The sequence below is a fragment of the Pseudomonas sp. Irchel 3E13 genome (assembly GCF_900187455.1).
Classification (GTDB): domain Bacteria; phylum Pseudomonadota; class Gammaproteobacteria; order Pseudomonadales; family Pseudomonadaceae; genus Aquipseudomonas.
Window position 1 is genome coordinate 205,484 of sequence record NZ_FYDX01000004.1, and the last position, 12,420, is coordinate 217,903.

The 12,420-nt window shown below is 63.5% G+C and carries 9 protein-coding genes; 6 read left to right on the plus strand and 3 right to left on the minus strand.

Features of this window, described 5'->3' with window-relative positions; all coding sequences use genetic code 11:
* Positions 1–32: 32 nt before the first annotated feature.
* Genes CKW37_RS07865 through CKW37_RS07875 form a run of 3 tightly spaced genes read right to left on the minus strand, consistent with a single transcriptional unit; the run spans position 33 to position 3,618 of the window.
* Entirely contained in the window at positions 33–1,160 is a 1,128-nt protein-coding gene (locus CKW37_RS07865) for an NADH:flavin oxidoreductase (RefSeq protein WP_095155121.1), read from the minus strand.
* Between the two features lie 53 nt (positions 1,161–1,213).
* The gene (locus tag CKW37_RS07870) at positions 1,214–2,017 is read right to left on the minus strand and encodes an SDR family NAD(P)-dependent oxidoreductase (protein ID WP_095155122.1); all 804 of its coding nucleotides are present in this window, start codon (positions 2,015–2,017) and stop codon (positions 1,214–1,216) included.
* A gap of 32 nt (positions 2,018–2,049) precedes the next feature.
* Complete coding sequence (locus CKW37_RS07875; RefSeq protein WP_095155123.1) at positions 2,050–3,618, minus strand: MFS transporter; 1,569 nt, start codon at positions 3,616–3,618, stop codon at positions 2,050–2,052.
* Positions 3,619–3,949: 331 nt separating this feature from the next.
* Here CKW37_RS07875 and CKW37_RS07880 point away from each other — a divergent pair, with 331 nt between their 5' ends.
* The 6 genes from CKW37_RS07880 to CKW37_RS07905 all read left to right on the plus strand — a co-directional run bounded on the left by CKW37_RS07880 (position 3,950) and on the right by CKW37_RS07905 (position 12,362).
* Complete coding sequence (locus CKW37_RS07880; RefSeq protein WP_095155124.1) at positions 3,950–6,367, plus strand: glucose/quinate/shikimate family membrane-bound PQQ-dependent dehydrogenase; 2,418 nt, start codon at positions 3,950–3,952, stop codon at positions 6,365–6,367.
* A gap of 95 nt (positions 6,368–6,462) precedes the next feature.
* Positions 6,463–7,740: a carbohydrate porin gene (locus CKW37_RS07885; protein ID WP_095155125.1), complete on the plus strand. Its 1,278-nt coding sequence runs from the start codon at positions 6,463–6,465 to the stop codon at positions 7,738–7,740.
* A 267-nt stretch (positions 7,741–8,007) separates the two neighbouring features.
* Positions 8,008–9,243: an ethanolamine utilization protein EutH gene (gene eutH, locus CKW37_RS07890; protein ID WP_095155126.1), complete on the plus strand. Its 1,236-nt coding sequence runs from the start codon at positions 8,008–8,010 to the stop codon at positions 9,241–9,243.
* Positions 9,244–9,272: 29 nt separating this feature from the next.
* The gene (locus CKW37_RS07895) at positions 9,273–10,076 is read left to right on the plus strand and encodes a helix-turn-helix transcriptional regulator (RefSeq protein ID WP_095155127.1); all 804 of its coding nucleotides are present in this window, start codon (positions 9,273–9,275) and stop codon (positions 10,074–10,076) included.
* A 220-nt stretch (positions 10,077–10,296) separates the two neighbouring features.
* Positions 10,297–11,064, plus strand: a complete 768-nt coding sequence (locus CKW37_RS07900) for an SDR family NAD(P)-dependent oxidoreductase (protein ID WP_095155128.1) — start codon at positions 10,297–10,299, stop codon at positions 11,062–11,064.
* 26 nt (positions 11,065–11,090) lie between these two features.
* Positions 11,091–12,362: a D-arabinono-1,4-lactone oxidase gene (locus CKW37_RS07905; RefSeq protein WP_095155129.1), complete on the plus strand. Its 1,272-nt coding sequence runs from the start codon at positions 11,091–11,093 to the stop codon at positions 12,360–12,362.
* Positions 12,363–12,420: the final 58 nt, after the last annotated feature.

Sequence of the window (12,420 nt, forward strand, 5' to 3'; positions counted from 1 at the left end):
CGCGGTCGGATGGGCTTTTCAACTACCGCCGATCAGATCTCCGTCTGCATCGCTTCGCGATCGAAACGGTTGATCTCCGCCAGGCGGTTTTCAAACACCTTGGTCGGCCATTGAGGATCCGCCAGCAGCATCCGTCCCAGGGCCACCAGGTCCACCGCACCGGACTGCAACTGCCCTACTACCGGCGCCAGGTCCGCCTGCCCGGCGTCGGGGTTTTCATTGCCGCGCAGTTGCGCGATGGAATAAGCCTTGTCCAGGCCCACGCTACCGACCATCATCACCGGCTTGCCGCTGAGGCGTCGGGTCCAGGCGGCCAGGCTATCGCTGCTGCCCTCGAAGGCCGGCTCCCAGAAGCGTCGGGTACTGACGTCGAAAACATCGACGCCGGCCTCCACCAGGATGTCGAGAAAGACCTTCAGCTCGGCGGCGTTATCGACGATCCGCGCCCCGTAGTCACTGATCTTCCACTGCGAAAAACGGAACATGATCGGATAATCCGGGCTGGTCGCTTCGCGCACCGCCTGGACGATTCGTGCGGCAAGGCGGGTGCGGTTTGCCAGAGAGCCACCGTAGTCATCATCGCGCTGGTTGGTCTGGCTCCAGATAAAGCTGTCGATCAGGTACTCATGGGCGCCATGGATTTCCACACCGTCAAAGCCTATGGCCCGGGCATCCCTCGCGGCCTGTGCGTAGGCCTCGATCACCTGCTCGATGTCATCGAGGCTCATCGCCTTCACTTGTACCTCCCCGCCCTCGCTGATTTCCGAGGGACCATAACCGGGCACTAACGGGTCCGGCGCCTGGCCGAGGCGGCGGATCGGACCGACGTGCCACAACTGCGGGACGATGCGCGCACCGGCCTGATGCACCGCCTCCACCACCCGCTTCCAACCTTCCAGGGCCTGGGGCCCAAAGAGGTCCGGCACATTATTGTAGCCACTGGCGGCCGGATGGCCGATGCAGGTGCCTTCGGTGACGATCAGGCCCACCCCGCCTTCGGCCCGGCGCTGGTAATAGGCGACGGATTGCTCCCCGGGCACCCCGCCCGGTGAGCGCTGGCGGGTCATAGGTGACATGACTATTCGGTTTCTCAAGGTGTGCGGCCCGAACGCAATGGGCTTGAACAGCGCTTGGTGCTGGGATTCACGCGCTTGACTCATGGTGTGCTCCTGGACTGACTCGCGGAAAAAGGAACGGCACGCGTCACCACCGCTTACGCGGTGCTGGCCAGGAATCCGCCGTCGATGCGCAGGTTCGCTCCATTGATATACGCCGCTTTCGGGCTTGAGACGAAGGTCACCAGGTCGGCCACCTCGTGGGGTCGTCCCAGGCGACCGACCAGGGTGGGTGAAATCTCCGAGGCGATCTTGCGCTCAATCGCATCCCAGTCGCCTTCCCAGGCATTCTTCTGCGCCACCGAGTGCCAGTGGTTCTCGGCGGCCGGGGTCAGGACATCCCCCGGACTGATGCAATTGGAGGTCACGCCAGTGCCACCGAACTCCTTGGCCAAGGTCACCGCCAGGCTGACACAGGCGGCCTTGGTCGCCGCATACGCGCCAAAACTGGCGAACGGGCGGGTCGCCGCAATACTGCCGAGGGTAATGATCCGGCCCCAGCCGCGGTCGATCATGCCCGGAGCCAGCAACCGGACCAGACGCACCGCCGAGCCGACGTTCTGGTTGTAGAGGTTCAGCCAGTCCGCTGCCTCGCTTTCCAGTACCGGCGTGGGCGGGAACGCGCCGGCATTGGCCACCAGGATATCGATGCCGCCGAACGCCGCCAGTGCGGCATCGACCACTTGCTGCGCCTGGTCGTCGTTGGTCAGGTCACCACAGGCCAATTCCGCCCGGCCTCCCGCCAGGCGGATAGCGTGCACCACCTCCTCGCTTTCCGGCCGTCGCCGGCCATGAACGACCACTTCGACACCTTCGGCGGCCAGCGCCAGGGCAATCGCCTTGCCGATGCCGCTGTTACTACCCGTCACCAACGCGCGTTTACCCGATAGTTGTAAATCCATTTATCCACCTCAACGATTGGTATACCCAGTGTTCAGTTCTTTACCGGCGCGCCGCCCGTGCTATCGACTTTCACCGTCAGCACGCACAACACCGCACACACCGCCGTCAGCACGGCGATCAACACCAGCACCGCACTGAACGATTGTTGATAGACCGTGGCCAGCAGTTGCCCCAGCACACCCTCATCAGGACTGGCCGCCTGCTCCAGCACCGAATTCAGTTGACCACTGGCGATCCGGCCTGCCCAATCGCTGGTCTGCGAAGGACTCAGCAGCGGACTTTCAGCCGCCAACTGGCGCAAGCCCGAGGCCGTGTATCCCACCAGCAACGCGCCAATGATGGCGATGGCCACGGCCTCGCCCGCCACGCGCATGGTGGTGAAGATACCGGCGGCCATCCCGGCCCTTTCCTTCGGCACCACGCTCATGGACAGGCCGTCCATCAGCCCCCACGGCAGCCCGCTGCCAATGCCGATGAGCAGCATCGGCAGAACAATGCTCCAGATACTTGCGCCCGGCGTCAGGGTCAGCGCCAGCCAGCAATGCCCCAGGGCCGCCAGCAACAGGCCGGCACCGCACAGGTATCCAGGAGCGATGTGACGCGACAGCGAGCCGGCCAGGAACGGCACGATCAGCATTGGCGCGGTCAGCGGCAGGATGGCCAGGCCGACTTCCGTCTCGTCGTAGCCCTGAATGCCAATGAACCAGATCGGCAGAAAGACCAGCAGAGCGACGAAGCAGAAGCCGGTGGAGATCGGCAGCAGTTGCACACCGACAAAACGCGGAAAACGGAACAGGCTCAGGTCGAGCATGGCCTCGCGCGATTTCAGTTCGACGAGGATGAACAGCAGCAACAGCACGCCACTGCCCGCCAGCAGCGCCACGACAGAGGCGTGACCCCAGCCTTTTTCCGGCCCCGAGACAATCCCCAGGATCAGCGCGCCGAGGGCCAGGGTAAACAGGGCGATACCCCACCAGTCGATACGCTTGGCGTTGGGATCACGCGACTCATTGACCTTCTGGAAACTGAAGACGAACACCAGCAGCGAGGCCAGGGCAATACCGAAAAACAGCGCGCGCCAGCCCAGGTGAGCAATCAGCACGCCGACCAGCATGGGGCCGAAGGCCAGGCCGATACCGAATGAGGTGCCGAGGAAACTGAAGGCCTTCAAGCGCAAGTGATCGTCGAATTCCTGGGCGATCAGGGCCGAGGCGGATGTCAGCGTCAGCGCCCCGGCAATGCCTTCGATCCCGCGGAACACGTTGAGGAACGTGATAGAGGGCGCGAGTCCGATCAGCAGCGATGTGAGAAAAAACAAAAGCAGCCCTGAAATAAAGCATCGCTTACGACCAAATCTGTCTGCCAGCGCCCCTCCCGCCATCACGCAACTGCCGAAGGCGACGTTGTAGGCGTTGACCACCCCGCCCAACTCCAGCAATGAACCGCCCAGGTCCCGGGCAATCATCGGCGTGGCGATTGCAGGCCCGGTAAAGACGATGGGAATGATGATCCCGGCCGCGCACAGCGGAATAAGTACGGAGTATCGGTTTTTCAGAACGGGTTGCGTGTGTTCTTCCAGGAGCTCTTGAGAAATGCCCATTCAGTCATGCCCTCGACTCAAACAAAATCCTATCGACCTCGGCAAGGTCGTCCTGGCCATTGGCCGGTATTGCAGAAAACGCGAAATTTATGCTCTCACGCTGATAGATCGCATGCAACTCAAAAAATGGTGCTCATTGCGTGTCGTCCACCGGCGGGGGGGCCAGGGTTCTCGACGATTCGCCGCGTATTCCGCAACAACCGGACTAACCTTTCCTTGAGCCGTCAGGCCGTCCTGGCATTCGACTATCGGCTATAAGGTCGATGAACCATCTGGTTAATTAGCTAGCTAAGCGTATAATCGCCCGCATTCACACAGCGAGATGTTCCGCATGAATCAACCTTCTCAGGCCTCTGGCCTCAGCAAATTCATCCTCATCGGGCTGGGCGTGGTCGTCGCCTTGCTCGGCCTTGCACTGGCCGCGGGCGGGGTTCGCCTGACCGCTCTGGGCGGCAGTTGGTACTTTCTCATTGGTGGCCTGGCCATGGCCGTCGCGGGGGTGTTGATTGCCCTGCGCAAGCCGGCCGGCGCCTGGCTGTTCGCGGCGTTCCTGATCGGCACCGCCGTCTGGGCGCTGGTGGACACCGACCGCAGCTTCTGGCCAATGTTCTCCCGCCTGTTCATGTTCAGCGCCATCGGCTTCGTCGTCGCGCTGGTCTACCCGACGCTGGTGCGCGCTTCCGGCGGCACCGCCGGGCGCGGTGCCTACGGCGTCGCGGGCGTGCTGGCGATCGCGCTGGTGTGGGCGGTGGGCAATATGTTCGTCGCGCACCCAAGCGTCGCCGCCAACGGCAACGGTCCGGGCCTGACGCCGGTGGACCCGGCCAAGGCGCAGAAAGACTGGGCCCACTACGGCAACACCGAAGGCGGCAGCCGCTTCGCGGCGCTGGACCAGATCAACCGCGACACCGTCAACAAGCTGAAAGTGGCCTGGACCTACCAGACCGGCGACGTCGCCATCAGTGACGGCAACGGTGCCGAAGACCAGCTCACCCCGCTGCAGATCGGCGACAAGGTGTTCATCTGCACCCCGCACAACAACCTGATCGCGCTGGACGCCGACACCGGCAAGGAGCTCTGGAAAAACCAGATCAACGCCCAGTCCAAGGTCTGGCAGCGTTGCCGTGGCATGGCCTACTTCGACGCCACCCAGGCCGTCGCGCAGCCGACCCAGCCCAACAGCTCGCCGATCATCGCGGCCACGGTTGCGGCCGGCGCCAACTGCCAGCGTCGCCTACTGACCAATACCATCGACGCCCGCCTGATCGCGGTCGATGCCGATACCGGCGAGTTCTGCCAGGGCTTCGGTAACAATGGCCAGGTTGACCTCAAGGCCGGCCTGGGCAACGTGCCCGATTCCTACTATCAACTGTCCTCCGCGCCGCTGATGGCCGGCACCACCGTGGTGGTCGGCGGTCGCGTTGCGGACAACGTCCAGACCGACATGCCCGGCGGCGTGATCCGTGGTTTCGATGTGATCACCGGCGCAATGCGCTGGGCCTTCGACCCGGGCAACCCGGAAGACAAGCAGGCGCCGAACGGCGACAGCACCTACGTGCGCAGCACGCCAAACAGTTGGGCGCCGATGTCCTACGACCCGGCGATGAACACCGTGTTCCTGCCGATGGGCAGTTCGTCCACCGACATCTACGGTGCCGAGCGCACCGCGCTGAACCACAAATACGGCGCCTCGATCCTCGCGGTCGATGCCAGCACCGGCGCCGAGAAGTGGGTCTACCAGACCGTGCACAACGACCTCTGGGACTTCGACCTGCCGATGCAGCCAAGCCTGATCGACTTCACCAAGGACGACGGCAACACCGTGCCGGCGCTAGTGATCGGCACCAAGGCAGGGCAGATCTTCGTCCTCGACCGCGCCACCGGCCAGCCGCTGACCAAGGTCGAGGAAGTCCCGGTAAAAGCCGCCGGCATCCCCAACGAGCAGTACTCGGCCACCCAGCCACGCTCGACCGGCATGCCACAGATCGGCGCGCAGACCCTGACCGAGTCGGACATGTGGGGCGCCACCCCGTATGACCAACTACTGTGCCGCATCGACTTCAAGAAGATGCGCTACGACGGTCTCTACACCGCGCCGGGCACCGACCTGTCGCTGAGTTTCCCCGGCTCCCTCGGCGGGATGAACTGGGGCAGCCTGTCCACCGATCCCGTGCACGGTTTCATCTTCGTCAACGACATGCGTCTGGGCCTGTGGATCCAGATGATCCCGTCGGCCAACCAGGGCAAAGCTGCTGGTGGTGGTGAAGCGCTGAACACCGGCATGGGCGCGGTGCCGCTCAAAGGCACGCCGTATGCGGTGAACAAGAACCGCTTCCTGTCGGTCGCCGGCATTCCGTGCCAGGCCCCGCCATACGGCACCCTGACCGCCATCGACATGAAGACCCGCCAGGTCGCCTGGCAAGTGCCGGTCGGCACCGTCGAAGACACCGGTCCGCTGGGCATCCGCATGCACCTGCCGCTGCCGATCGGCCTGCCGACCCTCGGCGGCACCCTGTCGACCCAGGGCGGTCTGGTATTCATCGCCGGCACCCAGGACTTCTACCTGCGCGCCTTCGACAGCGGCAACGGCAAGGAAATCTGGAAATCCCGTCTGCCAGTGGGCAGCCAGGGCGGCCCGATGACCTATGTCTCGCCGAAGACTGGCAAGCAATACGTGGTGATCACCGCCGGTGGTGCGCGTCAGTCGACCGACCGCGGCGACTACGTCATCTCCTACGCCCTGCCGTGACCTGACCCCGCGCCCGCCCTCGCGGCGGGCGCACGTTTGTCCCGCGCGGCTTCGGCCGCGCGTTCTGTTTTGGCTTTACCCCGGGAATCTCCTTCATGTTTTCTGTTCTTTCCGACCGCCGTGCTGCCCTGCTGCTGGCGGCCTGCTGTCTGACCCCCGCCTTCGCTAACGCCTCCGATGTGTTCGACCGCTCGACCCTGACCGGCGACTGGGGCGGCCTGCGCAACCAACTGGACGCCGACGGCATCCGCTTTACCGGCGACTACAGCGGCGAGACCGTGTACAACGCCGACGGCGGCCTCAAGCGTTCGGCGCGCTACTCGCAGAACCTCAAGCTCGGCGTGCGCTTCGACCTGGAAAAACTCTACGGCCTCGACAACGCCGGCGTGGTGCAGCTGACCATCAACGACCGACGCGGCAACGACGGCTCCGGTGACCTGGTCGGCAACCGCCTGCCAGTACAGGAAAACTTCGGCGGCCTCTACACCCGCCTCACCGAACTGAGCTACGAGCGCAGCCTGTTCACCCCGGCGCTGGACGTGAAGCTCGGCTACATGGCCATGGGCAACGACCTCGGCGGCCTCGACAGCGGCATTCTGTGCAACTTCATGAACGCCGGTTTCTGCGGGCATCCGCTGAACATGTCCGGCGGCAGCGGCTGGACCAACTACCCCAACGCCCGCCTCGGCGTGCGCCTGAAGTACAGCTTCAACCCGGCCTGGCAGGTGCGCGTCGCGGCCTTTGCCGTCGACCCGGAGAGCAACGGCAACTCCAGCCGCGCCTGGCATGTCACGCCCAAGCACAAGACCGGCACCGTGGTGCCGGTGGAGCTGGTGTACAAGAAACTCGATGGCCTGGCGGGCGAATACAAACTGGGCTGGTACTACGACAACTCTGACGCCACGCGCATCGGCAGCAATGAAAAAGTCGCCGGTCGTGGCGGCCATTACCTGCTGCTGGACCAGGCGGTATGGCAATCCGGTGCGCTGTCGGGGCAGAGCCTGCATGTGTTCGGCCAGGCGGCGGCGGCGAGTTCGGCGGCGTCGCCGTTCAGCAAGTGGTACAGCACCGGCGTGGTGCTCAAGCAGCCGTTCGCCAGTCGCCCCAACGACACCGTTGCCCTCGGTTTCGGCCGCGCCGTGCCTAATCCGCGCAGCCGCGAGGTGCAGGAACAGAACGCCCTCGCCAACGGCCAGGACTTCCCCAACCTTGGCAACGCCGAGCGCCTGATCGAACTGAGCTACGGCTACCAGGCCACGCCCTGGCTGATGCTGCGCCCGGATGTGCAGTACATCATCGAGCCAGGGGCTTTCTCGGGCAGTGATATCGATAATGCGCTGGTGTTTGGATTGCAGGTGAAGGCTTCGCTTTGACGTAGCCAGCGATAGCTGGCCGGCCGGCAACAGGGTTGTTGCGGCCGGCCTCATCGCCAGTAAATCCAGCAAAATTTCATCCCCCCTCCTATACCCCCCGGTATATGTACAGAACGGCGCCCGCCGCCGTACCTTGCCTATCACTCCGGCAAGCGTCCCTCACAACAATCCCGCCCCCGGAGCCGGCGCCAGCCTTGTGCTTCGGCGTCGCCCTGCAGCATCCCTGTCCAACTGCCAATAAACCGAACAAGAGAAGAGGCAGCAATCATGGAAAATATCGGCACGTACATCATTTACCTGATCATGGCCTGCGCCGTCATTGGCGCCATCGCCTCGATCGTCGACGCCGAGTCGGCGCTCGGCAAGGAGTTCACCGCGGGCCTGCACAGCATCGGCCCGATCTTTATCCCCGTCGCCGGGATCATGGCCTCGATTCCCTATATCTCCAGCTTCATCGCCACCTTCATCGCGCCGATATTCCTGTGGATGGGCGCCGACCCGGGAATAGCCGGCCCGATCTTCATCGCCTCGGACATGGGCGGCTATCAGCTGGCCCACAGCCTCGCGCAAAGCCCCGAGGGCTGGATACTCGGCCTGCTGACTGGCTTCCAGTCCGGCGCCACGGTGATTTTCGTCATTCCGGTGGGGCTGGCGATGCTGCGCAAGGTCGATCACAAGTACATGGCGCTCGGGGTCATGGCCGGGCTGTTGACCATCCCCCTGAGCATCCTGGTGATTGCCATGGTGACCCAATTCCTCGGCCTCGGTGTGCGGGCGGATGTCGCCACCACCGGCGCCGCCACCCAGGCCCTGCACTTCACCCTGCCCATGTTGTTGCGCAACCTGATGCCGCTGATCCTGTTCTGCCTCGCCCTCGCCGCCGCCCTGCGCTACCTGCCCGGACTGATGGTGACGCTGTTCCTGAAACTGGGTCAGCTCATGTATCTGCTGGTAACACTGGTGCTGGTCGCCTCCATCGTCGAGTACTTCACCTCCGCCTTCAGCCACCTGTTCGGCGGCTGGGGCTTCGCGCCGATCATTGCCGACCAGACCGACCAGTTCCGCGCCCTGGAAATCGCCGGCTATATCGGCATCATGCTGTGCGGCGCGTTCCCGATGGTGTACCTGATCAAGCGCTTCCTGTCCCGGCCGATCGAGAAAGTCGCGACACGCCTGGGCCTGTCCGCAGTGGGCGCCGCCGGTGTGCTGGCGGCCTCGTGCAATATCCTGGCGATGTTCCGTCTGGTGCAGGACATGCCGGCCAAGGACAAGGTGCTGGTCATCGCCTTCTCGGTCTGCGCCGCCTTCACCTTCGGCGATCACATGGCCTTCTCGGCCAACTTCCAGCCCACCCTGATCCTGCCCCTGATCATCGGGAAATTGACCGGCGGCGCCCTTGGCATGCTTCTGGCTTACTGGCTGGCGGTGCCGAAAGCCGTGGAAATGGATCTTTCGGACATCGCCGGGCAAGCGCACTTCGAGGCCGCGCCCCGGCTTGTTTGAGCCCGAAACCAGAAGGCGTGGCAATCACAATGAGAGTTGAAGAAGCGACACGCCTGTCGGCGGTCATACGCGCGGCAGGCAGCGAGGCACTGGGTGGTGCGCTGGATGAGATGGTCCGGCGCACGCTGGCGTTCGATATGAGCTGCGCCTACCTGTTCCGCTTCAACCACAACGCGCTGCTGATCCACAACGGCTACAACCAGTCGGTGCCGGAAAAGACCCTGGCCGCCTACCTGCGTGGCGGCTATCTGCTCGATCCGTTCTATGTCGCCTGCATCAACGAACACCCCGCCGGCCTCTGGCGCATGAGCGACCTGGCCCCCGACAGCTTCTTTTCCTCGGGCTTCGCCATCTCCAGGGACCTGCACCCCTGCGTGTCGTCCGAACAAGGCAGCGAGATCGAGGAAGTCGGCTTCATCGTGCCCATCCGCCCGCAGGTCGCGGTGGTCTATTCACTGATGCGCAATCTCTCCAAAGGGCCGTTCAGCGACGACGAACTGACGGAACTGGGGCGGATGGCGCCGGTGCTGTCAGCGGTCTTCGAACTGCATTGCCGGCTGGCCCTGGGCGACCAACTGGTGGACCCGCAACGCAGCGATGTGATGCTCGAAGACGCTTTCATCGACATGCTCCAGGGACAACTGACCGATACCCAGCGCTATGTCGCCAAACTGGTGTTGCAGGGACATAGCAGTACCTCGATCGCACGCACCCTGAATATCTCTGAAGGCACAGTAAAAGTGCACAAGCACAATATCTACCAGCGTCTGGAGATCTCCACTTACGCGGAACTTTTCCGTTTATTCATCAACTACATCGCCAGAACTTCCTGAACAGCGACCGTTACTGTCCCGGGCCTCTGCAACAGGCACCGGGGTTTTTTCGTGCGCGAATCCGGTGCAACTTCCAATGGATTTAAATCACTCCATCTATACCGCCAGGTATATGGTTTTCAGCAACTTTCCCGTTCATTCTCGATACCACAGCGCCAGTTGCTGCCCTCCAATAAAAGCACTTCATTACGTGGCCTGTTCCACGTTCAGGAGAAACACAATGAGTGGACGCCTCAACGGCAAAGTTGCCCTTGTCACCGGTGGTGCGGGAGGCTGCGGCCTGGCCGCATCGGAACTGTTCGCCGCCGAGGGCGCACGCGTCGGAATTGTCGACCTGCCGAGCAGCGACGGCAGCCGCATCGCCCATGCCCTGCGGGAGGCCGGTCATGACGTGGTGTTCGCGGCGGCAGATGTGTCCGACGCGGCGCAAGTGGCCGCCGCAGTGGCCAGTGTGGAAGAAGCGTTCGGCCCGATCACCGTCTTGATGAACCACGCCGGCATCCTTTGCGCCAAGCCCTTCCTCGACACCACCGAAGAGGACTGGGACCGGATCATGGCGGTCAACGTCAAGAGCATGTTCCTCGTGACCAAGGCCGTGTTGCCGGGAATGCTCGCGGCGGGCGGCGGCAGCATCGTCTGCACCTCGTCGATCTCGGCGGTGGTGGGTACGCCGATGGAGGTGCTGTATTGCACCAGCAAGGGCGCCACCCATATGTTCGCCCGGGCCATCGCGGTCGAGTACCGTGATCGCGGGATCCGTTCCAACGCCATCTGTCCCGGCTTTATCGCCACCGCTCACGGCCTGCGTGAAATCGACACCCTGGGCAAATACGGCGTGGATGTCACCGAGGCGGCGATCGCCGTAGCCCAGGGCCGCCTGTGCCGCCCCGAAGAAATCGCCGCCGCCGCGCTGTTCCTCGCCAGCGACGACGCCAGTTTCGTCAACGGCGCGCACCTGTTCGCCGACAACGCCTACACCGCTCTCTGATCAGAACAACAAGCAGGAGATCTATCGTGACCACCTCGTCGAACAACATGCACATCAATGAGTTCGGACTGGAGCACGCCCACTGGCGTAACTGGGCCGGCAACCAGTCCTGCATCCGTGCCGAGCGCGGCGCGCCGACCAGTGAAGACGAACTGTGCAGCCTGGTCAGCGACGCAACGCGCCGGGGCCTGAACGTGCGCGTCGCCGGGTCCGGGCATTCGTTCACGCCCGTGGCGCTGACCAACGGCCTGCACCTGACACTGGGCAACCTCAGTGGCATCCGCCATATCGACTACGAGCGCAAACGGGTAACCGCCGGTGCCGGAACCACCGTCAACGCCTTCGGCAAGGCGCTGCGGGATGCCGGGTTTTCGATGATCAACCAAGGCGATATCGACAGCCAGTCCATCGCCGGCGCCCTCACCACCGGCACCCATGGCACCGGCCTGCAACTGGGCAACCTGGCGTCGTCGATCGTCGGCATGAAGCTGATCCAGCCGGACGGCCGCATCATCGTCGTCGACGAAAGTACACCGGACCTGCTCCAGGCCGGGCGGGTGTCGCTCGGCGTGCTGGGCATCGTCTCCGAACTGACGATGCAGGTGACCGACAGCTTCCATCTGCACGAACGCATCTGGCGGGAAGACTTCGAAAGCGTGATGGAAAAGCATGACGAACTGGCCAGGACGCACCGGCACTTCAGCTTCTTCTGGTGCCCCACCGAACGCAGCCGTCACTGCTACTGCCTGCCCGACACCGCGGCCACCTCCAGCAGCGACCGCACCACCGATGTCTGCGAGGTCAAGGTGATGGACATCACCGACCGCCCGCCGCTTGAAAGTGCCTTCGAAAAAATCGCCTACAGCTCCGACGTCTACCCCATCGAATACCTGCCCAACTTCCATGAACTGGAATACGCCGTGCCGCTGGTTCACGCCAAAGAAGCGCTGCGGGCCGTGCGCAAGACCATGCTCGAAGACTTCCCGGAAGCGATCTACCCGATCGAGTACCGCTTCACTGCGGGCGACGGCGCCTGGATGAGCCCGTTCTTCGAGCAGGACAGCGTGACGATTTCGGTCTCTGGAGAACCGGGTACGGACTACTGGGGATTCCTCCGTGCGGTGGATGCCATCCTGCGCAGTTATGGGGGCCGGCCGCATTGGGGCAAGCTGCACTTCCTCACCGGTGAGGATGTGGCGGCGATCTATCCACGGGCCAAGGACTTCCGCGCCCTGCGCCGCGAACTGGACCCGGAAGGGGTGTACCTCAGCGAGCATTTGAGTCCGTTGTTCAGGTAGGCCAGGGCTGGCAACAACATCGTTCCGACCGGCCTCATCGCCGACAAGACTGGCTCCC